At 46.4% G+C, this 26,307-nt stretch carries 22 protein-coding genes; 11 read left to right on the top strand and 11 right to left on the bottom strand.

Features of this window, described 5'->3' with window-relative positions; translation table 11 throughout:
• Positions 1–257 precede the first annotated feature (257 nt).
• Positions 258–4,322 carry a PAS domain S-box protein gene (locus tag DLM76_RS20170; RefSeq protein ID WP_158586407.1) on the top strand — a complete coding sequence of 1,355 codons (4,065 nt, stop codon included), beginning with the start codon at positions 258–260 and terminating at the stop codon, positions 4,320–4,322.
• A gap of 414 nt (positions 4,323–4,736) precedes the next feature.
• On the opposite strand, the gene DLM76_RS20165 is transcribed toward DLM76_RS20170, so the two are convergent.
• Together DLM76_RS20165 and DLM76_RS20160 are read right to left on the bottom strand one after the other, a co-directional pair.
• Entirely contained in the window at positions 4,737–5,126 is a 390-nt protein-coding gene (locus DLM76_RS20165) for a response regulator (protein ID WP_118957727.1), read from the bottom strand.
• Between the two features lie 115 nt (positions 5,127–5,241).
• On the bottom strand, positions 5,242–6,951 hold the full coding sequence (locus DLM76_RS20160) for an EAL domain-containing response regulator (RefSeq protein ID WP_118957726.1): 1,710 nt from the start codon (positions 6,949–6,951) through the stop codon (positions 5,242–5,244).
• Between the two features lie 201 nt (positions 6,952–7,152).
• Between DLM76_RS20160 and DLM76_RS20155 the strand changes: the two genes are divergently transcribed.
• From DLM76_RS20155 to DLM76_RS20145, 3 genes are all read left to right on the top strand, one after another.
• The gene (locus DLM76_RS20155; RefSeq protein ID WP_118966356.1) at positions 7,153–8,763 is read left to right on the top strand and encodes a peroxidase family protein; all 1,611 of its coding nucleotides are present in this window, start codon (positions 7,153–7,155) and stop codon (positions 8,761–8,763) included.
• Between the two features lie 81 nt (positions 8,764–8,844).
• On the top strand, positions 8,845–9,807 hold the full coding sequence (locus DLM76_RS20150) for a YjgN family protein (protein ID WP_118957724.1): 963 nt from the start codon (positions 8,845–8,847) through the stop codon (positions 9,805–9,807).
• Positions 9,808–9,810: 3 nt separating this feature from the next.
• Positions 9,811–10,962 carry a M48 family metallopeptidase gene (locus tag DLM76_RS20145; RefSeq protein ID WP_118966355.1) on the top strand — a complete coding sequence of 384 codons (1,152 nt, stop codon included), beginning with the start codon at positions 9,811–9,813 and terminating at the stop codon, positions 10,960–10,962.
• 2 nt (positions 10,963–10,964) lie between these two features.
• On the opposite strand, the gene DLM76_RS21780 is transcribed toward DLM76_RS20145, so the two are convergent.
• A complete protein-coding gene (locus DLM76_RS21780) occupies positions 10,965–11,135 on the bottom strand; it encodes a hypothetical protein (protein ID WP_167450810.1) in 171 nt (56 codons plus the stop codon).
• 129 nt (positions 11,136–11,264) lie between these two features.
• Here DLM76_RS21780 and hisC point away from each other — a divergent pair, with 129 nt between their 5' ends.
• Together hisC and DLM76_RS21775 are read left to right on the top strand one after the other, a co-directional pair.
• Positions 11,265–12,368: a histidinol-phosphate transaminase gene (gene hisC / locus DLM76_RS20140; protein WP_118966354.1), complete on the top strand. Its 1,104-nt coding sequence runs from the start codon at positions 11,265–11,267 to the stop codon at positions 12,366–12,368.
• 114 nt (positions 12,369–12,482) lie between these two features.
• Positions 12,483–12,647: a hypothetical protein gene (locus DLM76_RS21775; protein WP_167450809.1), complete on the top strand. Its 165-nt coding sequence runs from the start codon at positions 12,483–12,485 to the stop codon at positions 12,645–12,647.
• A gap of 34 nt (positions 12,648–12,681) precedes the next feature.
• Here the strand turns inward: DLM76_RS21775 and DLM76_RS20135 are convergent, their stop codons facing one another.
• The 4 genes from DLM76_RS20135 to mutL all read right to left on the bottom strand — a co-directional run bounded on the left by DLM76_RS20135 (position 12,682) and on the right by mutL (position 16,625).
• On the bottom strand, positions 12,682–13,953 hold the full coding sequence (locus DLM76_RS20135; protein WP_118957721.1) for a replication-associated recombination protein A: 1,272 nt from the start codon (positions 13,951–13,953) through the stop codon (positions 12,682–12,684).
• Positions 13,950–14,177 carry a hypothetical protein gene (locus DLM76_RS20130; RefSeq protein WP_118957720.1) on the bottom strand — a complete coding sequence of 76 codons (228 nt, stop codon included), beginning with the start codon at positions 14,175–14,177 and terminating at the stop codon, positions 13,950–13,952. The genes DLM76_RS20135 and DLM76_RS20130 overlap by 4 nt, the downstream gene beginning before the upstream one ends.
• A 62-nt stretch (positions 14,178–14,239) precedes the next feature.
• A complete protein-coding gene (locus DLM76_RS20125) occupies positions 14,240–14,860 on the bottom strand; it encodes a YqaA family protein (protein ID WP_118957719.1) in 621 nt (206 codons plus the stop codon).
• Positions 14,829–16,625 carry a DNA mismatch repair endonuclease MutL gene (mutL, locus tag DLM76_RS20120; RefSeq protein WP_118966353.1) on the bottom strand — a complete coding sequence of 599 codons (1,797 nt, stop codon included), beginning with the start codon at positions 16,623–16,625 and terminating at the stop codon, positions 14,829–14,831. Before mutL ends, DLM76_RS20125 begins: the two co-directional genes overlap by 32 nt.
• A gap of 495 nt (positions 16,626–17,120) precedes the next feature.
• Here mutL and len point away from each other — a divergent pair, with 495 nt between their 5' ends.
• The 5 genes from len (at position 17,121) to DLM76_RS20095 (ending at position 22,390) form a co-directional block, all read left to right on the top strand.
• Complete coding sequence (gene len / locus DLM76_RS20115; protein ID WP_118966352.1) at positions 17,121–17,807, top strand: endostatin-like outer membrane protein, LenA/LenB family; 687 nt, start codon at positions 17,121–17,123, stop codon at positions 17,805–17,807.
• Positions 17,808–18,285: 478 nt separating this feature from the next.
• The gene (locus tag DLM76_RS20110) at positions 18,286–19,227 is read left to right on the top strand and encodes a GGDEF domain-containing protein (RefSeq protein WP_118966351.1); all 942 of its coding nucleotides are present in this window, start codon (positions 18,286–18,288) and stop codon (positions 19,225–19,227) included.
• Positions 19,228–19,245: 18 nt separating this feature from the next.
• Complete coding sequence (locus DLM76_RS20105; RefSeq protein ID WP_118957715.1) at positions 19,246–20,196, top strand: sensor domain-containing diguanylate cyclase; 951 nt, start codon at positions 19,246–19,248, stop codon at positions 20,194–20,196.
• 94 nt (positions 20,197–20,290) lie between these two features.
• Positions 20,291–21,217 (top strand): sensor domain-containing diguanylate cyclase, encoded by a 927-nt coding sequence (locus tag DLM76_RS20100; RefSeq protein ID WP_118966350.1) that lies wholly within the window; start codon positions 20,291–20,293, stop codon positions 21,215–21,217.
• 237 nt (positions 21,218–21,454) lie between these two features.
• Positions 21,455–22,390: a sensor domain-containing diguanylate cyclase gene (locus DLM76_RS20095; protein WP_118957758.1), complete on the top strand. Its 936-nt coding sequence runs from the start codon at positions 21,455–21,457 to the stop codon at positions 22,388–22,390.
• A gap of 59 nt (positions 22,391–22,449) precedes the next feature.
• On the opposite strand, the gene DLM76_RS20090 is transcribed toward DLM76_RS20095, so the two are convergent.
• From DLM76_RS20090 to DLM76_RS20075, 4 genes are all read right to left on the bottom strand, one after another.
• Entirely contained in the window at positions 22,450–23,706 is a 1,257-nt protein-coding gene (locus tag DLM76_RS20090) for a chloride channel protein (protein ID WP_118966349.1), read from the bottom strand.
• Between the two features lie 10 nt (positions 23,707–23,716).
• Positions 23,717–24,751, bottom strand: coding sequence for a phosphoribosylformylglycinamidine cyclo-ligase (gene purM / locus DLM76_RS20085; protein ID WP_118966348.1), 1,035 nt, complete (start codon positions 24,749–24,751; stop codon positions 23,717–23,719).
• 123 nt (positions 24,752–24,874) lie between these two features.
• A complete protein-coding gene (lsa19, locus tag DLM76_RS20080; protein ID WP_118966347.1) occupies positions 24,875–25,471 on the bottom strand; it encodes an adhesin Lsa19 in 597 nt (198 codons plus the stop codon).
• A gap of 156 nt (positions 25,472–25,627) precedes the next feature.
• A complete protein-coding gene (locus DLM76_RS20075) occupies positions 25,628–26,179 on the bottom strand; it encodes a cupin domain-containing protein (RefSeq protein ID WP_118957710.1) in 552 nt (183 codons plus the stop codon).
• Positions 26,180–26,307: the final 128 nt, after the last annotated feature.

Below are 26,307 nucleotides of genomic sequence, written 5' to 3'. Positions count from 1 at the left end.
TTCGAATCGAACATTTCTTTTTTTTAAAGAATGAAATTCTAATTTCCGATTCCGTAACATTCGCGCCGGATTATATAATGAGTTCAGGATTTTATAATTTCGCATGAAAACGCAAAAAAGATTTCGAATCGATTGAATTTTGAGACAAGAAGAGACTAATAACAAAATCGGACCATTGCGAACGCTTTCATGAAATATCATTCAAGACATAAACAACCCTTATGCGATCTTCGCAAAACGCGGCGGTACGATCGAGTATGAAACCGGAAGAAGGTTCAATAGAAACGTTAAAACGACAATACGAGGAAGCGATCCGAAAAACGAAATTTTTGGAGGAAACCGTCCGAGAAAACGAAACTCTCAAAGCTTCCTTGCAAAAGGCCGAAATTCGAATTTCACAAATCATCGAAAATTCTCCCGATGCGATCGTGATCTTGGACGTTTCCACCGGAAAGTTTCAATCGGTAAATCAAAGAGCCGTCGATATTTTCGGATTCACAAAGGAGGAATTTCAACAGATCGGCCCGGTGGACATCAGCCCTCCGGAGCAAGAGGACGGAAGAACGAGCTTCGAAGCCGCAACGGCTTACATAGAAAGAGCCATTCAGGGAGAATTGGTCACGTTCGAATGGCTGCATCGGGCCAAATCGGGAGAAATCATTCCCTGTGAAGTGCGCTTGATTGCCCTTCTGGGCGAGAACATTCTCATCCGGGGAAGTATATTAGATTTTCGTGATCAAAAGAAAATCAAGGACGAACTGAAAGAGAATCAAAAACGTCTCGAATCCGCGATTTACGGAGCCGAACTCGGTCTTTGGGAATGGGACGTAGAAACCGACGGCAACAAATACAACGATTATTGGGCGGAGATGCTCGGTTATAAACTCGAAGACCTCAAACCGCACGTGAGCACATGGCAATCCCTGCTTCACCCGGACGATCTTCCCCACGTCGACGCCGCTTTACAGAATTATATCGCGGGCAAATCCCCCGTATACGAAGCCGAATTCCGCATGAAATGCAGCGACGGTTCTTGGAAATGGATTTTTACCGCAGGAAAATTCACGGACTTCGATTCGAACGGAAAGCCGCTTAAAATGTACGGAATTCACGCGGATATCGATCGGCGTAAAAAAGCGGAACAGGAACTCAAGGAAAAGGAAGCCGCGCTTTCCCGGTCTCAGAAACTTTCCGGACTCGGTTCCTGGGAATACGATCGCTCGACCGGCAAAATCGCGATTTCCGAACAACTCGGAAAAATCTACGAACGACCGGACGGAGTCGAGGACGGAATCAAAGGTCTGGATTTCGTTCACCCCGAGGATCGCGACCGGGTCCGTCATTACTTCGAGGAGGCGATCAAAAACAAATACATTCGAGAAATCGAATATAGGATCGTGACTCCTACGGGCAAAATCAAAACCGTCCTAAATCAGAGCGAATTGATCCTGGATGAAAAAGGAGAAGTCGATAAGATCATCGGATCCGTTTTGGACGTCAGCGAAAAAAGGAAGAACGAAAGGCTTCTTCAGTTCCGTCTCGGATTTGAAACGATCACGACCGCAGTCTCGAGGGCGATCATCAATCTTCCTCTATCCTCCATCTCGCATACCATCCATTCCGGTTTGGAAAAACTCGGAATGTTTTTGAACATGCAGCGGGTCAACATCGTATTCTACAATGAAACCTATACGACAAGAAAAGTGGTATACGAATGGATCGATCCGAATGCCGCGATCCAAACCTCGAACCTCAATCAAGTGGAATCGATCGATCCTAACAGTTTTTTTACCGCAGAGATGCGCGTGGGAAGAATCGCAAAAATCGCAAAGGTTGAAGATCTTCCCGTCGAAGCGATTTCGGATCGGCAGCTTTTGATCAACAACGGAATCCAATCATTTACGGCGGTTCCTCTTCTTATCGGAGGAGTTCTCAAAGGAAGACTCGGATTCGGTTCCGAAAAAGTCGGATCGATCCTGGAAGCCGAACTCGATATATTAGAAAATCAGCTTTTACGCAACTTCGCGGAGATCGTAATCAACGCGCTCGAACGAAAACGCGTGGAGGAAGAATTAACCCAGGAACGGGATCTTCTGTCTTCCATCACGGAGAACAGCGCGACGTCGATCGTTGTCTTAAACCCCCAGGGAAAAATTCTCTACGCGAATAAAAGTTCGGAACACGTTCTCGGAATCGAACTCACGGACATCACATCCAGAAGCTACAACTCGAAACAATGGGAAGCCAAGTCAGTGGACGGGGGAGAATGGAAAGAGGAAGATCAACCGTTTACAGTAGTTATGCGAACGGGCAAACCCGTCTACGACATCCGTCATTCGATCGTAACCTCGGACAAACAGATCAAATATCTTTCCGTAAACGGTTCTCCCGTAAAAAACCAGGAAGGTGAAATCATATCCCTCGTATTTCTCGTAACCGACATCACCGAAAACGTGTTAAACGAACGGGAACTTAGGGAAAGCGAGGATCGTCTCCGGCTCGCGCTCAATGCGGCGAACATGGGAAGCTGGAGCTGGGACATTCAAGAAGACCGCATAACGTGGTCCGAAAAGGCGTTTCAGATTTTTCGGCTCCGGCCGGAAGACTTCGGAGGAAATCGCCGATCGATTATGGAATTGGTTCATCCCGAAGACCGTCCCGGCTTGGACAAACTGATGCGAGAAGTGCTTACTGGCGAAAGAGGAGCCGAAGGAGACGATATTTACTTTCAACACAGGGTTTTGTTCGGAGACGGAGAACTCGCCTGGGTGGAAGCGAAGGCGAAACTCTTTCGAGATAAACATTCGAATCCTATCCGCGTAGTCGGGACCGTAACCGACGTCACCGAACGGAAAAGGGCCGAGGAAGAATTGAAGGCTTCCGAATTGAGGTTCCAGACCTTCTATCAATTTTCGAACGAAGCGATTCTACTCGTCGAACGGGGGAAAATCCGCATTTCGGATTCGAACCTTGCGTTTCAGAAATTATTCGGTTATACGGCGGAAGAAGCGATCGGACTCAACGTCGCCCGTTTGTTGTCCAAGGAATCCCTAGAAGACCTGCTTTCGAAAAAGTTTCTCATCGGAAACAAGGATTCGATGGAAGTCGTCGCCAAAAAAAAGAACGGAAATTTATTTCCTGCGATCATCAGTCAAAGAGTGTTCGTAAGCAAAGGAAGCACCTATTACTCCATCAACATCATCGACACGACCCCGTTCAAGGAAGCCGAGGAACTTCGGATCATAAACGACGAGATCCGCGTTCGAAACAGATTGATCGAAATCCAAAAAACCGAGCTCGAAAACACCCTCGACAATTTGAAGAAGACGCAGTCGCAGCTCATTCAAAGCGAAAAGATGGCCGCTCTGGGACAACTCATGGCGGGAATCGCGCACGAGATCAACAACCCGATCGGAGCGGTCCAAGCTTCCAATCAGAACATTCAGGAATGCTTAAATCGCTTTCGTTCCCTATTGCCCGGAGTTCAGATCGCGATGGGAACCTTGAACTCGGAAATGAGGGAACTCTCCGCCGAGTTTATCGAAAGCGCGATCCAGAGCAACGAACACTATACGGGAATGGAACAGAGAAACCGTAAGAAGGCGATCACGAGCGTGCTGGAATCCAAAAAGATCCCCACGCGTCTCGCGGTTTCCTACGCGGACACGTTAGTCGACATGGGCATAGGCGAACTCAACGAAAAGTTCATTCCTCTTCTGCTGCTCGACCAATCCGAATTGATTTTGGAATATTCTTCCCTGGAGTCCTACTTTTTTAGAAATACGAAAACGGTCCAAGTAGCCGTGGATCGGATTTCCAAAATTTTATACGCACTCAAAAACTTTTCGCACTTCGACATCGCCGGTGAAAGAATTCTCGCTTCCGTCAAGGACACGATCGAAACCGTTCTCACGATCTATCACAATCAGCTCAAGAAGGGCGTGGATCTTCAGAAAGACTTCGAGGATGTTCCGCCTATTCTTTGTTATCCGGACGACCTTCTCCATATCTGGACCAATCTCATCTACAATTCTTTGCAGGCGATGCAGTTCAAAGGAGCGATCACCATCCGATTAAGACGAATCGAAGGAGAACTGATGGTGGACGTGAAAGACAACGGCCCCGGCATTCCGAAAGAGATACAGGAAAGAATTTTCGAACCGTTCTTTACGACAAAAGCTCCGGGAGAAGGAAGCGGACTCGGTTTGGATATCGTGAAAAAGATCGTACAAAAACACGAAGGAAGAATCGAACTCGAAAGCGTTCCGGGAAACACCTCGTTTCGGATTTACCTGCCGATCGAGAATGAATCGATTTCGTAAAAATGTTGTCGTAGGTACGACAGAAACGTGCGTTAGGATTTTACTTTACAAAAGTTGAATTTTCTGATAGAGAAAAATCTGTCCGAACGTTTTCCCACCGCCTCAAAACTCAGCGACTCGCTCTCTATGGATCGCTCATCATCCTCCACCCTATTGAACGACCCATAGGGAGTGAAATGATACACAACAGAATCTTTTTGAAACATTATGCGTCGCTCTCTATGGATCGCTCCGCAGGGCGGGGCCCGCAGATTTCACGGAAGATTTGTCGGAGGTGCGACAAAGTCGCGAAAGAAAAAATTTAGGGAATCAAAACAACCTCTCGCTTTCTACGAGGCGCTCGGAAAAAGTAACTCATAAACCGCTCCCTAAACGCCGACCCATAGGAAGGCGTTTGCTGAGTTCGGTCGAGTTTCATCCCTCCAAGGCGGTCGTGATTGTGGAGACGAGTTCACGCTCGTCCCAAGGTTTTTTCAGATAAGAACGCAGATTGATTTCTTTTTTCAGAGCTTCGATGGACGAATCGTCCGCGTGACCGGTCACGATCACCTTTTGAATCTCCGGATATTTGCTGTGAACCTGTCTAAGGAATTCGTCTCCCTTGACGTTAGGCATCAACCAATCGGAAATAATAATAAGAATACGAACATCCTCATGAATTAACTCTTCAATAATCTGCCAAGCCTCTCCGGCGTCGAGCGCCGTTTCGTACCTGTACCCGTCTCCTAGATGACGTTTCACCTGGGATTTCATGCTCATGAGGATCAGAGCTTCATCGTCTACAAAAAGAATTGCCTTATCCAACTGAAATACTCACCTATTCTATTCGACTTATCGAATCGTTAAAAAACGCAAGGCGTTACGTTATTTGGAAAAAAAATAATGGCAAGCGAATTTTGGAAAAAAGTAACCAACCGTCTCAAATCCTAACTTGGGGTATGGGGAGAATCTCCGGAGCCGGTTCCATGATATAATATCCCTGACAGTATTCCACACCTAAAGAGCGAACGGTATCAAATTCTCCCTTTCCTGCGACGAATTCCGCGATTACCTTTGCCCCGATTCGATGGGCCATCTCCGTCATTGCAGAGGCGAGAAGATACGGAGTTTTACTAAGGTGAATTCCTTGTATGAATTTTCCGTCGATCTTGATATAATCGGGATCGATTTCCATCAGCCTCTCGAAGTTCGATTGATCGACCCCGAAATCGTCGATTGCGATCTTACAACCGCATTCCTTGAGTTCCTTCAAGGTCTCCAGACCTCTTTCCCCGCCTCGAAGACGGTCGGTTTCGAGAATTTCCAGCGTTAGGCGATCCGCTGCGATCTCGTAGTGTTGCAAACGGCTGATGACCCAAAGCGCGAATCCCTTCTTTTCCAGATCCGATTCGGAAATGTTCACCGAAAAAGAATATTCGGGATATTTAGCGAAGTAGCGGATCGATTTTTCGATCATAATCGGCGTCAAAAGACGGATGATTCCCGTGGATCTTGCGATCGAAATAAAACTCGCGGGAGAGTATACTCTGTCCCCTTCCTGAATTCTTGCAAGACATTCAAATTTCGTAATCTTCTCGAGTTTGTTGTCGTAGATCCCCTGAAAATACGGAATCACATTACCGGCGTTAATCGCGTCGTTCAGCTTTCTTCCCAAAACGAGATTGATCTGATACTGATCCCCTTCCTCCATCGCGTTGGAGTAATTCATCAATTCGAGTTCCCCGTTTTGGGCCGCGTGCATCATCGCGATTCTCGCCTTGTAATAAAGCGAAGACTGATGCGTCGCGACTCCGATCGACACGTTCACACGGAACGAAATCCCGTCCGCCTCGATGTATTCCGAACGCAAAAGAATTCGAAACGCAACCAACAAAGAATGGAACTTGCTCTCGTCCACGTTGGAGAGAATGGCGACTTCGTCCTGATAGAGATGAAACAGACTTCCCGACTTCTCCATAAATGCGGAAAGAGAGGTCAGAAACTGATTCAAAACCTTATGATAGACTCCCACTCCGAAATGATGCGTAGTCGAAGTGGAGGATTCGATCCGAATGACCGCAAGAGTGGACTGTAATCCCTGCGATTCCCGCTCGTCCAAAGCTCTTCGCAGACTTTCGAGATTGGGTCGCCCCGTTTCCCGATCGTAAAGAAGGGTTTTTTCCAGTTTGCGGTTCAATTCGGATAAGGATTGATCCGAAAAATAGGACTTCAACGCTTCGCGGATGGTAAGAATGAGATCGTTCGAATCCCAAGGTTTGGATAAATATCTGTATAAGTTCGCGTGATTCAACGCATTCCCGACGGCGTCCGCGGAAGCCTGACCGGTCAGCATGATCTTTCTGATTTCCGGTTTTTTATCGTGAATGCGGATGAGCAGTTCGTCCCCTTTCACTCCAGGCATCACTTGATCGCAGACGACCACGGGAACATCGATTCCTTTCGAGACGTATTCTTCCAAAATTTCCCAAGCGGATTCCGCGTCTTCCGCGGTTTCGATATCGTATTCTTTTCCGAAGGCGAGCTTGAGTTGTTCTTTCAGTCCCCTCAATATGATGAGTTCGTCGTCCACCAAAAGGATGACAGGTTTCGAGTCCTTGTTTTCTTCCTGAGGATTTTGATTTCCGTCCATTCAATGATCCTAAAACGGTAATTCGTTTAACATTTTTACTATATAAGAATCGGGTCCTCAAAACACACGTTAGCGTTTTTGAAAATCGAATCCCCAAAGCCCGACCGAGTTCTTCTATTGACAACCGAGTCTGCCATTCTACTCTTCCCAATAGGACGCCAATTATTTTTTTAGTTCCCCCGTTTAATCCGGAAGGTTTTCATGATTCTTGTAAATTTCGAAAATGAAAGAGAAATTAGTTTACCCGAAAATTCATCGCCCCAGAGCCTGTTAGAAATCAGTTTGTCTCATGGAATTCCTCATACGCACGCTTGCGGAGGAAACGCCCGTTGTTCCACGTGCCGCGTATTGGTCCTGGAAAATCCTTCCAATTTATCCGAGCCTGAACAAAATGAAAAGGATTTGTCGCAAAAGAAAGGATTTCCGGAATCCGTTCGTCTTGCTTGTCAAGCCAAAGTATTGGGTGACGTTCGTGTTCGAAGAATCGTCTTAGACGACGAAGACTACAATCTAACGATCCCAGGCTCCGCCGCGATCTCGGGAGAAGAAAAGGAAATCGCCATACTGTTCAGCGATATCCGCGACTTTACGAGTTTCTCCGAATCACATCTTCCGTACGACGTAATCCATATTCTCAACCGTTACTTTTACAAGATGGGCGACATCGTTTTAAAACACGGAGGAAAGATCGACAAGTATATCGGAGACGGATTGATGGCTCTGTTCGGAGTGGACGGAGGTTCTTCCGAAGAGGTTTGTCTTTCCGCGATCCGAGCCGCAAAGGAAATGGAAATCGAACTCTATTCCTTAAACGAATATCTCAAATCCCACTTTCATACGAACTTTAGGATCGGAGTCGGAGTACATTACGGAAGTTGCATATTAGGACAATTAGGACATCCCGCGAACATGTCCTTCACCGCGATCGGTGATTCGGTCAACATGGCGAGCCGGATCGAGTCCAAAACAAAAAAGGCCGGAGTTTCCGTTTTGATTTCGGAATCGGCTTATGCGCAGGTCAAGGAAAGGGTTCTCAAAGGAAAAACGTTTTCCACGCAGCTCAAAGGAAAAACCGGGGATTACAAACTCTACGAGGTCAAGGAGATTCTCAAGAAGGCGAGTTTAAACGCTTGGGAAGAAGCGAGAAATTCTTTGCGAAGAATCATTCTCGTTCGAGATACGGGAAGCTGGTTGAAACTCGTCTATCATCTCGCTTGTCTCTTCGATGAAAAGGAGAATTGGATCGGACTTTCCGCGGCGAAGGCGTTCCAACACTTCGCGCATCTTTCCGAAAACGGAGACCTGGTTCAAAACTACTATCAAATCAAAGACTTATGGGAAACGTTCAACGAAAAGATGCAGACTTCCTTTTCGTTTGCTGACTTTCTCGCGCTGGCCGGAGCGGTCGCGATCGAAAAATCAGGCGGCCCCCGTCTCCACGTCGAACCCGGTAAAACGGATAAACCGGTAAACGAGGTCGTGCAGATTCTTCCTTTGGGAATGCAGACTCAAAGAGATCAGCTTCCCTGTCTGCACAAGATGGGACTGAGCGTGCAAGACCTCGTTTTGATTTCGGGAGCGAGAACGATCGGTTGGCTCGGAGGAGAATCGTTCACCGCAAATCCGTACAACTTCGACAACAGTTACTTTCACGTCCTGCTCAAGGCCGGATTGGAAGGACCGCTTTTGATCCCAAACGATCGCGAGCTTTTGAAAAACGACGAATCGCGCGCCTTCGTTTTGGAATACGCTCTGGATCAGAATCGGTTTTTCGAAGATTTTACGAAAACGTATTTCAAACTAACGGCTTGATGCGGACCGCGGGGAAATTTTTTTCTTGAACGAAAAGAATCCGCGGGTATGTTGTTCGATCTACAAGTTTAGGAGATTGAAATGCAATCCGAATCGGCAACCCGTTTCTCGCTGGACGCGAAGGGAGAGGAACTTTTCCTCATTTATCTGAAGAACATCTTTTTTACCATCATCACGGCGGGTGTTTATTTTTTTTGGGCGAAAGTAAACACGCAAAAGTTCATCCATAGACATCTCGTTTTTCAAGGACAACGATTCGATTATCACGGAACCGGTAAGGAGAATTTTATCGGCTTTCTGAAAGGAATGGGAATCCTCATCCTAGGGCTCGGCATTTATTTCGGATTGTTTTTTCTCGCGGCCAAACTCGGCCTTTGGGCGACGATCCTTGTCGCGATTCTTTTTTATTCCGCGATGCTTCTTGCGATTCCGTATATCACGATCGGATCGAGAAAATACTTTTTAAGCAGAACTTCGTTTAACAATATCCGTTTCCGTTTTACCGGAAAAGTGCTGCAACTCGTACGGCTTTTCGTACCGAACGCGCTTTTGACCCTCGTTACTCTCGGATTTTACACTCCTTGGTTCATCAATAAGACCGAAAAGTTTTTCATCGACCATTCCCATCTCGGAAACGCGAACTTTCAATACGACGGAATCGGAAAGGAACTCTTCTTCATCTATCTCAAAGGATTTTTCTTTACGCTGATAACCGCGGGAATCTATTCCTTCTGGTTTCACGCGAATCTCCACAACTACTATTGGAATCACACGAAGTTCCAGGGAATTCCATTTCGTTCCGAACTTCGTCCCGGAGCCATCTTCGTAAACATGCTCATGTCGATCGTTCTCGTCTTCTTCACGTTGGGAATCGGAATTCCCTGGGCGTATCTTCGTTCCATCCGAATGATCACCAATTCCTTATCCTTGGAATCGGCTCCGAATCTTTCCGCGATTCAAAGCGTAAAAGATCCGAGTGCGAGCGCATTGGCGGACGGATTGCAGGAAGCGGGAGAAGCCATCAGCTCGGTGTTCGGCAACTGACGAATGCCCGATTTTTTCTACGACGGCAAAACCGCCGCTCCGGTCTCCGGGACGCTCGTTCCGCAGGAGACCGGTCTTTTCTTCCGCTCCGAAACGCTTCCTGAAGGAAAAAATACATTCCATTTTTCTTATACACAAATCCAGTCGCTTGAAAAACTCGGAAACGAATATAGACTTCAACTCGACGACCGGCAAGAAACGCAAAACGATCTGATCTTCACGTTCGATTCTCCGCAAAAGGCGAAGTTGATTCAGGCATATCGCAAGAAGGCGTTCTCCAACGATTTCAAAGGAATTCTTTCCCGCTTTTTACTTTTGCCGGCGTTTCCTCAGATCCTCGTTGCGGGAATTCTCGCGGTCGGAATCGGATATCTGATTTTAACGAAGTTGGATCGACTTTATGTAATCGTTCCCGAATCCGCGGACAGATCCCTCGGAGAAATGATCTCGAAACAATTCGAAGCGAACTACTCCGAATGTAAGAACGTGGAACTTTCTCAGAGCGTAAAAAAAATCCGCAACACGATCGTATCTCCGAAAAAACGGGATCGATATTCCATCCGCATTCTCAAAAGCGAAGACGTAAACGCGTTCGCTTTGCCCGGCGGAACCATCTACATCCTTTCCGGACTTTTGGAAGAGTCCGAATCGCCGGAAGAAGTAGCGGCCATCCTCGCGCACGAAATCGCGCACGTGGAAAATCGTCACGGAATTCGGCAGATGATTCGACTGCTCGGAATTTCTCTCGTGGTGAAACTCGCGATCGGAATCGGCTTCGACGATATTGGAACGCTCGAAACGATTACGGAAATCGTAAACACTCTCACCATTCTCCGCTACTCGCGCGAGTTCGAAGAGGAAGCGGACGGAGAAGCGTTCGAGACCTTAAAAAAATCCGGCATAGGTCTCGGCGGTTTCGTGAACTTCTTTGAAAGGGAAGAAGCGAAGTTGGGAAAGAAAGTCCCGCAAAGCGGAAAGAAAAAAGCGGAGGAACAAAAGGAATGGGACGCAGCGAAAATTTTAGATTGGTTCAGTACGCACCCGGACAATCAAAGCCGCATTCAAAAGGCCAAGGATTTTTCCAAAGGGATGAAGGCGAAACAAAGAGGAATCCGAATCGATCGATGGAAAACCATTCGGGAAAATTGTTCGTAAGATTACTTCTTGTCTTCCAAGGGAAAGAGTTCCTGAACCGTATTCCCTAAGGCTCTGTCAAAGTCCTCGAACGACTTGAGAATTTCCTGAATCAGAATTTCTCCGTTCGAAAAATCTTCCAAACGATCCAATCTCTCTTCTTCTATCTCGTGATGAAACCGCGTATCTTTCATTTTGTTTCCAGTGTCTTATCTATAAGAATACTGAGGATTAGAGGAAAAAAAGGAGGGAAAGCAACGGACGCCGAAGAATTTTTCTTAAATCGATTCCCAAATTTTTTCCCGAAAAAACTATAGCGTAAGATGATCCCCTTTCAACCCATTCTAAACTCGCTTAAAAGCTACGAAGCCGGTAAACCGATCGAACTCGTCGTACGGGAATTCGGGATCGATCCGCATCAAGTCATCAAACTCGGTTCCAACGAAAACCCGTTCGGTTGCGCGCAACCCGTCATTGAAGCCGTTCAAAAGGCCGCTTCCACGATGTCGTATTATCCGGACGATTCTTACCTGGATCTGAAAACCGCGTTAGGCGAAAGATTCGGCGTAACCCCCGATCGGATCATTCCCGGCAACGGAAGCGATCAGGTTCTGGACTTCGCTTGCCGCTGCGTATTGGGACCGGGAGATCCGATTCTCATCAATCGAATCACGTTTGCAATGTATAAGATCTACGCGCTTCAATGCGGCGCGAAAGTTCATTCCACGGAAACGGTTCCTCACGATCTAAACGCGTTTCTGGATCTCACAAAGTCCGTTCGACCGAAAATCATCTTTTTATGCACTCCTTCCAATCCGGTCGGAGACGCACTCGACAAATCGGACGTTTACGAATTTTTAAGAAGGATTCCACAGGACACGTTAGTCGTCATCGATGCCGCGTATATGGAATTCGGAAACAAAAAGGATCCGAACAAGTTCATTCCCGCAAAAGAAGTCACCGATCTTTTTCCGAACGTATTTTATACGGGGACCTTTTCCAAGGTTTACGGACTCGGAGGAATGCGGATCGGATACGGAATCGGAAACAAGGAATTGATCTCCAATCTGTATAAGATGCGTCCTCCGTTCAGCGTCGCCAATCTCTCCGCGCTCGCGGCTACGACCGCCCTGCAAAACGAATCGCACGTGGAATCCTATCTCGAAAACAATCTCAACGAGATGAAACGATACGAATCGTTCGCACAAGAAGAACAGATCGAATTTATGAATTCGTACGCGAACTTCATTACGCTTTTTGCAAGAAAGAACGGGAAAACTTCCACGGAAATCGCGCAATCTCTTCTCCGCCAGGGAATCATTCTCCGGGATTTGAAAAGCTACGAACTGGGCGCGCTTCGAATCACGATCGGAAGGCCGGACCAAAACGACCGGGTTCTCGACGCTCTGCGCAGAGAATTCGCGTAAATTGCGGTTTTGTAATCAAATCGCAATTCTTCTTTTAAAAAAAGAATTTAGATTTTGATCGAAACGCACGAAACGTTTATTAAGCCTCGCCGGTCTTACGGCCAAGGAGGAAATATGTTCCAATCCGAATTCAAACGAAAAAAGACGAAAGAAACGATTCAATCGATTCCGCAATGGAATTCCGATGCGAATCGAATTCAAAACGAAGCTGACAAAGGTTTAAAACTGGAAGCCGACACGAAACAAGTCAAGGTTCGCCCGGAACTCTACGACAAGTAATCAATCCGACGCGCTCTCGAACGATCGACGTCTTTCAATCCCCTTTTTTCCAAGCAGTTTTTTCCCAGACCTTCTCCAGATATTCCTTCAACTTCAACTCGGCTCCGTTTCCCGTCGGAAAGTAAAAACGGGGCGGATGATCCGCGTACTCGTCCGGGAAATAATTTTGTTCCTTAAACCCGCCGAAGTCGTGCGGATAGATATAACCCTGGGAAGCCCCTTCCTTTTTATGAAGAAAGGTGGGCGCGTTTCGAAGACGATTCGGAATTTTAATCCCGGTTCCTTTTTCTCGAACGAAAGAAAGCGCCGCGCCCAATCCTTTGTAGCTCGCGTTCGATTTGGGACAGGATGCTAAGAAGGTTGTGACGTGCGCGAGGATCAATCTTCCTTCGGGCATTCCGATCGCCTCGAGCGCATGAAGACCGGAAACCGCAAGGGGCAAACCGTTTACGGAAGCGTTCCCCACGTCTTCGCTCGCGAGAATGATCAATCTTCGCATGATAAAAAGAGGATCTTCTCCTCCTTCCAAAAGAACGGCGAGATAATACAAGGCCGCGTCGGGATCGCTTCCACGGACCGATTTGATAAACGCGGAAATCACATCGTAGTGCGATTCGCCGCTTTTGTCGTATTCGATCACGCGGCTCGCAAGATATTCCTCCACGTCCGATTTGGAAATCGTATGACCGTCCGGAAAACTGAAGCTGAGCCCTTCGAGGTTCGATAATAACTTCCTTCCGTCACCGCCCGAAAAACGGATCAGCGTTTCCTTGGCTTCTTCGTTTAAATTTATGGAATATGCAAGATTTTGAATTCCTCTTTCCAAAAGGGAGGATTGTTCCTCCAAACTTAGAGGTTCGATTTTCAGGATTTGACAACGGGATAAAAGAGGTCTTGTGATCCGAAAGGCAGGGTTTTCGGTCGTGGCACCGATCAATACGAGATGACCCGTTTCCACTCCTTTCAAAAGGCTGTCCTGTTGCGAAGCGCTGAAGCGGTGGATCTCGTCCAAAAACAGAAGGATCGTTCCTTCCCGTTCCGCTCGTTCCAAAAGTTTTTTGATTTCTGCGACTCCGGTGGAAACGGCGTTGTATTCCACATACGGAAGGTTCCATCTGCGGCAAAGAATTCCGGCTAACGTGGATTTTCCCGTTCCCGGCGGACCATAGAGAATGATGGAAACGGGAGAACGATAGTTGACGAGTTGTTTGGTGGCCCTCGTCTGACCGATGACCTCTTCGAAACTGGAAGGACGGATTTTATGCGCAAGAGGTGGAATCGGCTTCTTTGTAAAAAGATCGCTCAAGAAACTTCCAACTCGTTTTTGATTTTTCGAAGACAGGTTCGAATCGTCGCGTTGCAGACGTCGCAGGCGCTGTGACAACAAACCAAGGATTGTTCCCGGATATTTCCCTGAAGAATGTTTTCGATCAGGGCTTGGATCCGAATCGGAAGATCGAACAGATCCAGATTCTCCCGGATGACTTCTTCTCTCGTTTTCGGAAATAGATTGGGTTGATTCGTTTCCAAGAGTTTAACCTTGAACCAAAAATTCTTTCATACGATTGGACTGCGTTCGCGAGCCGAACGGCTTACATTCCGCCTCCGACCCAACCGAATTGAATCAGATAATAGAATACTATAAAACGCGGAATTCTAAAAAGACAACCCTGAAAAAACAAAACGTATCTCATTTTCATCGCACCAGCCGCCAAAGAAACCCAGGAATACGGAAGCGGTGTCAACGCGGCCAAGACCACGGCCCAAAACCCGTATCGGTGCAGATAGTGTTCGAGCTTTTGTTCGTGTTTTTTGACGAAGCTCGCAATACCTTCGATCTTTGGCAGAAGAATTCTCCCGGTAAGATACGAAATCGTTCCTCCGATCAGACTTCCGATCGACGCGGAAGCGATGACAAGAATCGAATTCAACTTTCCGGCGACCGCGATCATCAGAAAGACGTCGGGCGGAATGAATACGTGCAGTGAATCCGCGAGTAGAATGCCGATCCCCACTCCGAACACTCCGGTGATGTCTATGAACTTTTGTGAAACTGCAAGGACCGGTTCGGGGAACACACGCGCCAAGAACACGACTCCCAAAACGAGAATCACGATTCCGACTAACGTTTGACGGAATAATTTTCGAACGACTCTATCCGGCTCTTTACCGGGAACTTCTTCATTTTCTGTGGAACATTCTTTCGAGGTCATCTCTGCTCAACTTTACTAAGGTGGGTCTTCCGTGCGGACATCGGGAAGGATTTTCGCAATAACTCAGTCTGTTTAAAATTTCGGCGAGGATCGGATCGGAAAGCTGATCCCCTTTTTTGATCGCGGAACGGCAGGCGACGCACTTTGCCATCAGGTCGTATAACTCGGGTTCGGTGGTTTCCTTTCCTTCGGTTCGGTTTAAAAAATCGAGAATGATTTCCTTTTCCTCTCCCGGTTCCATATAAGCGGGAATTTCGCGAAGAACCACGCTGTCCTCCCCGAGCGGATCGAGGTGAATTCCGACTTCTTCGTATTCCTTACTTCGGTTTAAAATGTCTTCCTGTTCCTGTTTGGAAACGTCGATTCGAATCGGCGTCAAAAGCGGCTGGATTCCGTAATTCTTCTTTTCGAGTTTTCGAAGAACTTCTTCATATCGGATTCGTTCATGCGCCGTATGTTGATCGATGATGTAAAAACCGTCTTCCGCTTCCGCGAGGATGAACGTTTCGAACAGAACTCCGAAATGTTTTTTCGGAACAAAAGAGGAATGTTTCACCCGTTCGTCGGTAAGCGCGGAAAGAGAAGCTCCCGGTCCCATTCTTTCCAAATCGAAACCTTCCTGACGGCGAACCTCGTTGAACAGCTCTCGACCGAGCAACGGACTTTCCTGCGCTCGGGAAGAAGAGGAAGAATGCGCTTGATACAAAGAACTCGTTTTAAACGTATCGGGCGTCGGTCTTAAAAGACGTTTTTTCAATTCTAAAAAACTGACCGGAGTACTGGATCTCAATTCCTTTTGAATGAGAGTGAGAAAGAATCCGTTAAATCCTTCCTCGTCCAAGAAGCGGATTTCTTTTTTTGCGGGATGAACGTTTACGTCCACCCGAGAAGGATCGATATCGAAAAATAAAAAACAATACGGATGTCCGTTCGGAGGAAGCAGTTCGTCATACGCTTTCTTTAAAAGAACGGAGCTGTACTTGATTTCGATCGGTCTTCCGTTGATGAAGATGAATTGTCCGGTCCGATTGGATTTATAAAAATCGGGATCGCTGATATAACCGGTTGCCTTGATTCCGCCCCGTTCCAAACTCACTTCCAAAAGATGATCGCGGAAATTCTCCCCGAACAGATCGATGATCCGATCCTTTTTATTTTCTCGGGAAGGAAGAACGAACACTTCCTTTCCGTCTTGAAAAAGTCGAAAGCGAACGTCTTCTCTCGCAAGCGCTTGCGTAGTTACTCGATCGCGGATTTTTTTGTCTTCGGAACGGATCGACTTTAAGAATTTTCTGCGGACGGGAGTGTTGAAGAAAAGTTCTTCGACGAGGATTTTCGTTCCCGTAAATCCGGGAATTTCTTCGCGATCGGAAATTGCTCCTCCGGTCGAGCGGATCTTCCAGGCCGTTTTCTGATCCTTGGTTCCGCTTTCCAACGTTAGGCGGGACACCGAAGCGATGGAAGCCAGCGCTTCTCCGCGGAATCCGTAACTCAAAACGGATTCAAGATCCTTGTAATCGCGGATCTTACTCGTCGCGTGTCGTTTTAGCGCAGGTTCCAAATCCTCGGGAGCGATCCCGGAACCGTTATCGGTGATGCGGAGTAAAGAAAGACCGCCGTCCTTGGACTCGATATCCACCTGAGTCGCACCGGCATCCATGGAATTTTCGATCAGTTCTTTCACGACGGAATGCGCGGATTCGATGACCTCGCCGGCGGCGATTTGATTGATGAGTTCCGGGCTGAGTTCTTGGATTTTCCCCATGGATGGTTCCAATGTCGGAACTCCGACCAAGACTGTCAATCGGGGAAATGGTCGAAAATCGACTCAGAAACGAATCTTTACAAACACCTTCCCCATCAAGAACTCGCGCACATTGTAAACCGTTACAATCAAAACCCTACACTTTTTCAAGACGCTTCTCCGAAATTCACACACGTCTTCCGCGCATCGCTAATCCATGACAACAAACGAGATCTAGGGAAACGAATGTGCGTCATATTATAAACGGAATATTAAAATTATGGAATACTCTAATCGAGCAAGAGCCAAACTAAAAGTCGTTTCCCTACAGAACAGGACAGTTTCATTCACGCAGAGACGTGTTTCCTAAAATTATTTCCAAATCCTGAAAATTATTAAGCGAAGCTCGGTTTCTAGATTCAGATTCGTTTGCGACTCTGTTTCGTTCCCGAAGAAAATAAATAGATTAGAGTAAGATAGACCGACGACGAATCGATTTCAAACAGAGGACATACAATGTTTAAAAAATTTTTTCTTACACTGTTGACGGGAACGATCGCAGCGACTCTTTGCTCTTGCGAGGACAAAAAAGAGGACAACACAAGTCTTCTTTCCCTTTTACTCGGATCTACAGGGGTCTTGGGAAACATAACCGCACCCCCTTGCAAAGACGCTGCGTTTTGCAGAACGTTTATCGCGACGAACAACGGAGCCGGTTACAACGGAAACTTAGGCGGAGTAAGCGGTGCGGATGCGAAGTGTATGGCCGCAAGACCTTCGGGTTTAAACGGAACGTATAAGGCGCTGATCGTTTCTTTGAACGTACGTGAAGTCGTTTCTGTAGCGGACGGAACTCCCGGCTTAAAAGATTGGGTCTTGTATCCAAATAAACAATACCGCAGAAGCGACGGAACTACGGTCACGTTTACAACAAACGCAAACTCGACCGTCACAGCAAACCTTGCAAACGGAATCGATGCGGGAGCGCAGAAGTTTTTTTGGAACGGGTTCAACGGAGGTCCGGGAACCTTTCCTTGGGAAGTCGCATCCGATTGCAATGCATGGGGTTCCAATGACGGTAACTTTGTGGGACAAGCGGGAAATACGACCGCAACCAATCCGAACGACGTCCCCAGCGGAGCATTTACGGTGGATGCTCACGCTTGCAATGCAAGCCTGAACCTTCTCTGTATTGAACAGTAATTAAACGAAGAGCGGGGATCATCACGATCCTCGCTCCATCCTCTTTAAAGAAAAATTAAAGCACATTCAAAAAACGTAAAATACTCAAACAAAGCCCATCATTTGACTAGAAAAAAACCTTACGATCCCGACAACCCGTATCGCAACCGTGAAAGAGAACTCGTCACCCTATAGAGAAGCATTCGTATTTAAAATATGAACGTTTCATATCTTTAAAATAAACCATTTCTTGTCAAATGCACAAGTATACGAACCGAATCAGTAAACAGTGTAGCAGTGAACGAGAGGAAAGCGCAGAAAAAGCATAAGTTTTGAATTATTCTAAAACGAAAAGAAAAAATATTTTAATCCGCATAATGATTTATCCAGAGAGCACCTTCGCAAACGTTGTAAAAAAGTAAATTCTACAAGAATTTAATGTTTTTTGAATGTACCTATCCGATACTAGATATGCTTGAATACGCGGAGTTTCATTTGAATGAATCAGAAGAATAAACCCGATTACGAAAATTTTTTTCAAAATTCAATCGATCTTCAATCCATTCAGAATTTAGAAGGTGTGGTCGTGGATATAAATTCTTCCTTTACGACCTCGCTCGGCTGGAGCAAGGAAGAACTCATCGGTCAAACTCCATTTCATCTAGTTCATCCCGACGACCTTCCCTCTCTTTTGGAAGAATTCCAAAAATTGCGCGAGGACCTTCCTATCGCAGCCGGAATACAAAATAGAATTTTATGTTCGGATGGAAAATACAAACAATTCTCCTGGACTGCGTTTTCCGATTTTGAATCCGGTTTCGTGTATGTAACCGGAAGGGATATTACCGAACTCATCGAATCCAACCGCAAGATCAGTCAACTCGCGGAAGAGCTGAAGGCCGCTAACGATCGGTTGTTCGAGCAGGCCTCGACGGACCCGCTTACCAAATTGAAGAATAGAAGATTCTTCAACGAAGAAATAAACTACCTGTTGCGCCTCGCGCGAAGACAAGAAACTCCGATTTCTCTGGTTATGATCGACGTGGATCATTTTAAACAATACAATGATACCTTCGGTCATCCTGCGGGAGATCGGGTATTGACGGATCTTGCTTCCATTCTTATCAAGACTTTGCGCACAAGCGATCTCGTCGCGCGTTACGGCGGGGAAGAATTCATAGCCGCAATGCCGAATACGACGATGGAACAGGCGATCGAGATCATGGATCGACTCTCTTTTGCGGTAAGAGAATTTCCGTGGGAAAAAAGAAACGTTACGATCAGCGTCGGAATTTCTACGATTCGTTTAACCGCAAACGACTCCGAATACGAAAAATCATTTAAACTTCTTTTGGAAAATGCGGATCGCGCGCTTTACATATCCAAGAGAAACGGAAGGGATCGAATCACGCATTCTTCGAAACATTCCAACGTCAGTTAAATTTTAGGAAGATAAAAGATGAACCGGGAAAACGAATACAATCATGAAAAATTCTTCAACTATTCCCTAGATTTACACGCAATCCAAAGAATGGACGGAGTCATTCTTCAAATCAATCAATCCTTTCAGAGAGTCATGGGATGGACCAACGAGGATTTACAAGGACGCACACACTTCCATCTTCTGCATCCCGACGACGTCGAATCCAGCCTGAAAGAATTCGAACAACTAAACGAAGGAGTTTCACATCTGTCGATTGAAAACCGATGCAGATGTTCGGACGGAACGTATAAATATTTTTCATGGACCGCGTTTCCCGATATGGAATCCGGTCGTATTTACGTAACCGGAAGAGATATTACGGAACTCGTCGAGACAAATCTGAAAGTCAATCAACTCGCTGCGGATCTCAAGGAAGCGAACGACCAATTACTGGAACAGGCATATAGCGACCCATTGACAAGGCTTAAAAATAGAAGAGCCTTTAACGAAAACATGAACTGCATCGTTCATCAATCTCTTATCAAAGGACATCCCCTCTCGCTGCTGATGATCGACGTGGATTACTTTAAGGATTATAACGATCAGTTCGGTCATCCGGCCGGAGATCAGGTTTTGATCGACCTTTCCTCGCTTTTGACTCAGACGTTACGCCAACACGACGTTATCGCAAGATACGGCGGAGAAGAATTTATAGTCGCCATGCCGAATACTTCGGAAGCGACCGCAATGCAAATCGCGGAAGGGCTACTTCAAATCATTCGTGAATTTCCCTGGAAAAGGAGATCGGTAACGATCAGCATCGGGGTTTCCACTCTCTCCGGAAATCAAAAATCCCAGATCGAAAACAACGTTCATCTTATGAATCTGATAGAATCCGCCGACCGGGCCTTGTATCATTCTAAGGTGACCGGAAAAGATCGGGCGACTCATAGTTCTCGAATCGTTTCCGAAAGTCAATCCTTGTAATCGAAAGACAGGTCTTTCTCAATCGGAAAGAACCGGTTTCAACACAAAGGGATTTCGCTTAACAATTTGAAAAATCGCTTTGAGGAAGTTTTGTATGAGTTATAAAAAGGAATACAATCTCGAAAAATTCTATCAATATTCCCTGGATTTATTTTCGATCCAGAGACTGGATGGAACGGTCATCTCGGTGAATCCTTCGTTCCATAGAATTTTGGGATGGACCGAAAAGGAACTTCTCGGAAATAACCCTTTTCATCTGCTGCATCCGGACGATCAGGATACGATTAAAGAATTCGAAAAATTGGACGGGGGCATTCCGAGAACTTCCATTCAAAATCGGGTTCGCTGTAGAGACGGGAGTTATAAACATTTCGCATGGACGGGATATCCGGATCTAGAAGCGGGATTGGTGTACATCACCGGAAGGGATATTACCGAAACGATCGAGTCGAATCAAAAAATCAGCCAACTCGCATCCGAACTCAAGGAAGCCAATGACCGACTGTTCGAACAAGCCACGACCGATCCTTTGACAAAACTGAAAAATAGAAGGGCCTTTACGGAAGAGCTTCAATATCTGATGCACTACGCAGTGAATCATAAAAGCCAACTTTCGTTACTCATGATCGACGTGGACCATTTCAAAGAGTACAACGACAAATTCGGTCATCCCGCGGTGGACGCCATATTAGTGAATCTTGCCAAGCTGCTAACGGAAACTCTTGCCAAAAACGCGGCCGTGGCCCGATACGGGGGAGAAGAATTCATCGTAGCTTTACCGGACACGTCGAAAGACCTCGCGATCGAAATTGCGGAAAAACTAACGTCCGCAGTCCGAGAATTTAATTGGGAAAATAGAAAAGTAACGATCAGCATAGGAGCTTCTACAACCGGTCCGATGTTAAACGAAATCAACAACGCTTTCGACACGAAAGAACTTATAGAAAAAGCCGACAGAGCTCTGTACGTCTCAAAAGCAAACGGAAGAAATCGAGTCACTCACATCCGTTCGGAAGAATAAATCAACATCCGAACCATTCCATATCAAAATTCCATCCCAAGAGCGATAAGAATGACGGAACAAAGCCATTCGTTTTTATAAAAACGAATGGCCTATAAATAATATTCTATAAATCGAATATATTTTTATTCTTTGATGAATCTCGCTTCTATTTTTTTACTTTAAAATTCTTATTTCTGCCTATAAAATACCGATCATTAAACGAATTGCGCTTTGAGAAAAGAAAAAGATAACGTCATGTATCACGAAATCAAATACGATATCGAAAAGTTCTTCGACTATTCTCTCGATATGCTTTGTATCGCGAGAATCGACGGATATATTTTCAAGATCAATCCTTCCTTTCAAAAAGCATTCGGTTGGGCAACCGAGGAATTGCTGGCATTCCATTCTTATTCTTACATTCATCCGGAGGACGTGGAACCGACTTACAAAGTGATCGAGGAACTCAACCAAGGAATTCCCATTCTCTCGTTTCAAAATCGTTATCGTTGTTCCGATGGTAACTATAAGAATTTTTCCTGGACCGCGTTCCCGGATCGGTCCGCCGGTTTGATTTATGCGATCGGAAGAGACATCACCGAAATCGTGGAATCGAATCGGAGGCTCAACCAGCTCGCAGCCGAACTGAAAAACGCAAACGATCGATTGTTCGAACAGGCTTCCACCGACCCGCTCACGAAATTAAAAAACAGAAGGACCTTCAACGAAGAATTACAATTCTTAATCGACACAGCTCGGCAAAAGAAAGGATTTCTTTCTTTGATCATGATCGACGTCGATCATTTCAAAGAATACAACGACCGTTTCGGTCATCCTGCCGGAGACAGGGTTCTCGTTCGATTGGCTTGTGTTCTTACCGAAACGCTTCGCGTAAGCGATCTTTTGGCCCGATTCGGCGGGGAAGAATTCGTAATCGCCTTGCCCGATATGCCGGAAGTGAAGGCGATCGAAGTTGCGGAACGATTGGTGACGACGGTTCGAAAACAATTCTGGGAAAACACTCCGATTACAATCAGCGCGGGAATCGCAACCCTCGATTTCGGAAAACCTGCGGACCAATCCCCTTACGCGGATTGCGCTTCCGCAATCATCGAGGAAGCCGATCAGGCCTTATACCGTTCCAAAGCAAACGGAAGAAATTGTCACACGCACAGTTCAAAAACATTCTAAATTTAAAATATTCAAAAATTGGAATGATCCGATTTCAAAATTGAAACGAGATCGAAATTCTAACCTTCTTTCCCTTGCGTTTTGATGAACGGCTCTTTCGGTGATAGAAAATATCCGCTCAGACTAGCGATCAAAACCGGAGTAAAACTGTAAAGACCGGTCAATTCGGATAACAAAATCGTCGTCGATATCGGAGTTTTGGTTACGGAAGAGTTCACTGCAGCCATCAGACAGATCATCAGAAAGGATTCGTTTTCGCTGGGAAGAATTCCGAACAAAAGTTTTCCGGCGCAGGCTCCGAGAAAAAACAGAGGAATGATGATTCCTCCTCTCCAACCGGTGGAAACGGTGGTAGTGATCGCGAACGTCTTCCAGAAAATCAACGCGACTAAAAAGAGGAGAGTGAATTTTCCTTCCACGATCTGATTGAGCTGATCGTGTCCGAAAAATCGGGTCAACGGAATCTGCCATGCGATAAAACCCAATACGAGACCGCCCAATAAGGTTTTCCAATAGATCGGTCCGGGAATTTTGGAATACGCCCAGCGGTTTGCGATGAACAACCCGTGAAACAACCAGCCCAAGGACGCGCCGATCCCCCCCAACAAAAGAGCATATAAGAAATCCTGAATGTCTCCGGGAACGTATTGCGGAAACTGCCAAGTAGGCTGCAAACCGGCGTGCGTCATCCAAAGAAATACGAAGAATGCGGACGTGCTGGATAAGAACGCAGGCAGAAGAGCCTTATAGTATTCGACTACGTGTCTGTGCTGAAGGATCTCAAGAGCGAATAACGCGCCTCCGAGAGGGGAACCGAAAAGAGAGGTAAAACCCGCGGCCATTCCGGCGATCGTCATGGATCTGTATTCTTCTCCCGTAAGTCCGAGTTTTTCCGCGAACCAGTTTCCGAAGGAACCGGTGATTTGTACAAGAGGCGCTTCCGGTCCCGCGCTTCCCCCCGCCGAAATGCTCAGCAACGAAGAAAGAGCCATGGAAGGGTTTTGACTCGCGTCGAGTTTTCCGCCTCGAAACCGTATATTATCGATTACTAATGAGATTTCTCCGGGTTCTCCCAAGAAATGGATGATGAGCCCGATCAATAAACCGGAACCTGCCATAAACGGAATCGTATAAACGCCGGAAACCGCGGATGCGAAACGGATGAGATATTCCAAGAGCATCCAAAACGCGGCGGAAAAAAGTCCTCCCGCGACTCCGAGGATCAGGTAAAAAAACGTGAGCCTCGAAAGCATGAACGGATTCTTTTTGGAAAGAACCAAAACCCTGGATCGAAGAAGTTCCGCGATCGTGATCATAGATGCGCTGTTAGACGAAGATTACTTCTTCTTTCTTACCGGAAACGATCTCGCCGATCAGATGAACCGATTCTCCCGTGGATTCCAAAAATTCCCTGGCGGAGTTTACGTTTTCGTCGGAAACGACGAGCATATAACCGATTCCCATATTGAACGTCGCGAATAATTCGAGTTCGTCGAGTTTGTGGTCCTTTTTGATTTTTTCGAAAAAATATCCGGAAGGAATCTTGTCCTTGAAAAACTTCGCCTGTGATCCGGCCGGAAGAACTCTCGGAACATTCTCCTGATAACCTCCGCCCGTGATGTGAACCATTCCTTTGACGGGACCTTTTTGCAGAAGTTTTAATATACTGGAAACGTAGATGCGCGTCGGTTTGAGAGCGTATTCTTTGAGAAACTTGACTTGTTCCGGATCGGAAGGAAGATGTTTTCCGTCCTTTAGGAGAAGTTTGCGAATGAGTGAAAATCCGTTGCTGTGAGGACCGCTGGATTCGAGTCCCAAGATTTTGTCCCCGGGACGAATCGTAGAACCGTCGATCATTTGATCCTTTTCCACCGCGCCGACCACAAAACCGGCGAGATCGAATTCGTCCTCTTTCATCGTGCCGGGATGTTCCGCGGTTTCTCCTCCGAGCAATGCGGCGTTGGACAACTTACATCCGTGAACGATACCCGCGACGATCTTTTCCATTTTTTCGGGATCGAGTTTTCCGCAGGCGATATAATCCAAAAAGAAAAGAGGTTCTCCTCCGCAGACGAGAATGTCGTTTACGCACATCGCGACGAGATCGATTCCCACCGTGTCGAAGGTATTTAGAAGTCGGGCGATTTCGATTTTGGTTCCGACGCCGTCGGTTCCGGAAAGCAGAATGGGTTGATTGTATTTTTTAAGAACGCTGACGTCGTAAGCTCCGGCAAAACCGCCGAGACCTCCGAGAACTCTCGGGCCGTGTGTGGATTCCACGTTTTGTTTGATCTTTCGGACGAACTCTTGTCCTTTTTCGGTGTCCACACCCGCGCTTTTGTATGTGATCTTTTCTTCCATTCCCAAAGTCCCGACTCTTTTTTAGGAATAGCTTGAGAAATAGGAGATCCCTGCACACAAAAAAAAACCGGACTCTTAAGGGAAATCCGGCACTTAAGGACGAAGATTCGGGAATTCAGGAAATCATTTCATTTGATCGATCTGCTCCATTGCGGCTAATTCTTCTTTTGCGGCCGTTCTTGCTTTCAGATCCTTATCGCCCGGTTTTAAATCCACGGCTTGTCCGGCTTCGATCAGAACTTTTGCGTTGTCGGATTTACGGGTGATCTCGACGGCTCCTTCTCGAACCGCAAAGGTTCCGGATTCGTCTTTCCCGTTCACTCTTCCCCAAAATTGAGTTCCGCGAACTGCGGCCACAACGGTAGGAGTATCGACGAGAAGGCTCTGACCTTTGGCGAGTTTGGCGGCCTTAATCAAAACGTTTCCTTCGCTCACTTGAAAGGAAGCGCTGTCCGCGTTGAGAGCAGACAAGGTCGCCGTACTTCCGCCCAAAAGACGGAAACTTCCGAGTTTGGAAGTAAGATCTAAAACCGCATCGGCATCGGTTTTCACGGATTGTTTTTCGGTCACGTTTGCGAGGGGAGAAAGTTCCTTTCCCGTTTCGACGACGGAAGCCTTTCCTTTGAGAAAGGTGACGACTGCGTCGGAACTTTCGGCTTCTTTCGGTTTACAGACTGTGCAAAGAGAAAGAACAGCGATCGCTGTTAGTAAACGGATCATAGTTACTCCGAGTTGAATCCTCTATGGAGGAGTTTTCGTATTATACTCTAGTTCGAAAAAAACGGATCGAATTTTTAGAAGAAAGTTAGGAAATTTATTTCAAAAAAAGAAAAACGGTTTTTGGAAATTTATTTCCAAAGAAGGGGCTTTCCAAAATTAGGAAAAAAATTTCCCGGAAGCGGAGAAGTCGGATTCTCCCGTTACGATGAGGAATTCCGCGCCCGATGCGGTGGTGAATTTTTTGTGTTTGGATCCTGCGTTTGCACGGTGAAAATCTCCCGCCTGCATCGTAGCTCCTGCGATGCTTAAGTCGCCTTTTATCAAAAGACAATCCTCCGCGCAACTATGAGCGTGCGCCGGAAAAACCGCGTTCGGTTCCATGCGTATCATCAACGTTACGGTTTGTCGTTTTGTATCGTGGTTGAGAATTTTGTATTCCACTCCGTCGAACGGACTCTTTTTCCAGAGAGAGGTTTCGCCGCTTCGGACAAAGAGAAATTCTTCGGCCGGAGTTCCGTCCACAAGAAGGGAGGATAAAATCGTATCTCTTACGGAAGATTCGGGTCGGATTTCGTTTAAAGAAGAAAGCGCTTGTAAATGAAAGATTTCTTCGAGTTCCGCGTCCGCGCGAGAAGGATCAAAGACCTCGTTCGGAAAAACGAAATCTTCCCAGCTTTCTCTCGGTTCCGGATTGGAGTTCGAAGTCATATTTCTATCGCCCTACTTTTTATACGCCGCACGGAAGAATTCGGATTCTTTTTTTCGAAAAATTGCGGAGTTCCGACAAGAAATGTGAATTTCGCTGGATGAGAAGAGGTCTTTCTGATAGAGGAAAA

Origin of the sequence: Leptospira yasudae, assembly GCF_003545925.1 — a bacterium.
Taxonomy (GTDB): Bacteria; Spirochaetota; Leptospiria; order Leptospirales; family Leptospiraceae; genus Leptospira; species Leptospira yasudae.
This window is presented reverse-complemented; position numbering and strand designations above follow the sequence as displayed.

Excerpts from the sequence above, each read along its gene's own strand:
- DLM76_RS20170 (WP_158586407.1), top strand. The coding sequence starts at position 258 with ATGAAACCGGAAGAAGGTTCAATAGAAACGTTAAAACGACAATACGAG.
- DLM76_RS20160 (WP_118957726.1), bottom strand. The coding sequence starts at position 6,951 with ATGGACGGAAATCAAAATCCTCAGGAAGAAAACAAGGACTCGAAACCT.
- DLM76_RS20155 (WP_118966356.1), top strand. The coding sequence starts at position 7,153 with ATGATTCTTGTAAATTTCGAAAATGAAAGAGAAATTAGTTTACCCGAA.
- DLM76_RS20150 (WP_118957724.1), top strand. The coding sequence starts at position 8,845 with ATGCAATCCGAATCGGCAACCCGTTTCTCGCTGGACGCGAAGGGAGAG.
- DLM76_RS20145 (WP_118966355.1), top strand. The coding sequence starts at position 9,811 with ATGCCCGATTTTTTCTACGACGGCAAAACCGCCGCTCCGGTCTCCGGG.
- DLM76_RS21780 (WP_167450810.1), bottom strand. The coding sequence starts at position 11,135 with ATGAAAGATACGCGGTTTCATCACGAGATAGAAGAAGAGAGATTGGAT.
- hisC (WP_118966354.1), top strand. The coding sequence starts at position 11,265 with ATGATCCCCTTTCAACCCATTCTAAACTCGCTTAAAAGCTACGAAGCC.
- DLM76_RS21775 (WP_167450809.1), top strand. The coding sequence starts at position 12,483 with ATGTTCCAATCCGAATTCAAACGAAAAAAGACGAAAGAAACGATTCAA.
- DLM76_RS20125 (WP_118957719.1), bottom strand. The coding sequence starts at position 14,860 with ATGACCTCGAAAGAATGTTCCACAGAAAATGAAGAAGTTCCCGGTAAA.
- mutL (WP_118966353.1), bottom strand. The coding sequence starts at position 16,625 with ATGGGGAAAATCCAAGAACTCAGCCCGGAACTCATCAATCAAATCGCC.
- len (WP_118966352.1), top strand. The coding sequence starts at position 17,121 with ATGTTTAAAAAATTTTTTCTTACACTGTTGACGGGAACGATCGCAGCG.
- DLM76_RS20110 (WP_118966351.1), top strand. The coding sequence starts at position 18,286 with ATGAATCAGAAGAATAAACCCGATTACGAAAATTTTTTTCAAAATTCA.
- DLM76_RS20105 (WP_118957715.1), top strand. The coding sequence starts at position 19,246 with ATGAACCGGGAAAACGAATACAATCATGAAAAATTCTTCAACTATTCC.
- DLM76_RS20100 (WP_118966350.1), top strand. The coding sequence starts at position 20,291 with ATGAGTTATAAAAAGGAATACAATCTCGAAAAATTCTATCAATATTCC.
- DLM76_RS20095 (WP_118957758.1), top strand. The coding sequence starts at position 21,455 with ATGTATCACGAAATCAAATACGATATCGAAAAGTTCTTCGACTATTCT.
- DLM76_RS20090 (WP_118966349.1), bottom strand. The coding sequence starts at position 23,706 with ATGATCACGATCGCGGAACTTCTTCGATCCAGGGTTTTGGTTCTTTCC.
- purM (WP_118966348.1), bottom strand. The coding sequence starts at position 24,751 with ATGGAAGAAAAGATCACATACAAAAGCGCGGGTGTGGACACCGAAAAA.
- lsa19 (WP_118966347.1), bottom strand. The coding sequence starts at position 25,471 with ATGATCCGTTTACTAACAGCGATCGCTGTTCTTTCTCTTTGCACAGTC.
- DLM76_RS20075 (WP_118957710.1), bottom strand. The coding sequence starts at position 26,179 with ATGACTTCGAACTCCAATCCGGAACCGAGAGAAAGCTGGGAAGATTTC.